The organism is Paraburkholderia sp. JHI2823, from assembly GCF_038900695.1.
Taxonomy (GTDB): domain Bacteria; phylum Pseudomonadota; class Gammaproteobacteria; order Burkholderiales; family Burkholderiaceae; genus Paraburkholderia; species Paraburkholderia mimosarum.
Genome location: NZ_JAYMRY010000440.1, coordinates 1 through 251, shown reverse-complemented (window position 1 = coordinate 251; position 251 = coordinate 1). Strand labels below are relative to the sequence as shown.

1 pseudogene is annotated in these 251 nt (G+C 57.0%); it reads right to left on the bottom strand.

Going from position 1 to position 251, the window contains the following annotated elements:
* A pseudogene (locus VSR34_RS39330) lies at positions 1-126 on the bottom strand (IS5/IS1182 family transposase); the annotation flags it as partial.
* Between the last annotated feature and the right edge of the window lie 125 nt (positions 127-251).

The window sequence follows — 251 nt, the reverse complement described above, 5'->3', positions numbered from 1 at the left end:
CCCGTCGTAGCCTGCGCGTGGACCGCTCTCGCACGTCGACTGCAGCGTACGGCCATCGAGGATGACTGCGCTGGGCTGACCTCGGCGATCCTGCGCCACCCGGATAATCGAACGCAGGTCATTGACCATAGCCTTCTATGAGTCGAATGTTGTCAAGGTCATTTACGATGACTTGGTGACTTTTCGCCATGTTCCTCCTGCGCCTTGCCAGTGATAACGAGGTGATGCTGCAGCCAGTGGAATTTATCCGT